At 70.1% G+C, this 268-nt stretch carries 1 protein-coding gene; it reads left to right on the top strand.

Going from position 1 to position 268, the window contains the following annotated elements:
- A partial coding sequence (locus SB754_RS20595) for an Ig-like domain-containing protein (RefSeq protein ID WP_410784219.1) occupies positions 1–268 on the top strand: 268 nt, incomplete at both ends.

Below are 268 nucleotides of genomic sequence, written 5' to 3'. Positions count from 1 at the left end.
CCTACACGCCGGCGGCCAACTACAACGGCCCCGACAGCTTCACCTACACGGTGACCGACCCGGCCTCGGGCGAGAGCCTTACCCAGACCGTGAACATCACCGTGACGCCGGTGACGGACCTGGCGGCGGCTGACGACAGCGCGACCACGGCGGAGGACACGCCGGTCAGCGGCACGGTGGCGACCAACGACAGCACCACCAGCGGGGGCGCGCTGACGTTCGCGAAGGCGAGCGACCCGAGCCATGGCACGGTGGTGGTCAATGCCGA

Source organism: Leifsonia sp. SIMBA_070 (assembly GCF_046534635.1).
In the GTDB taxonomy this organism is placed as follows: Bacteria; Actinomycetota; Actinomycetes; order Actinomycetales; family Microbacteriaceae; genus Leifsonia.
Note: the sequence above shows the minus strand (reverse complement) of the source record. Positions and strands in the feature narration are given on the sequence as shown.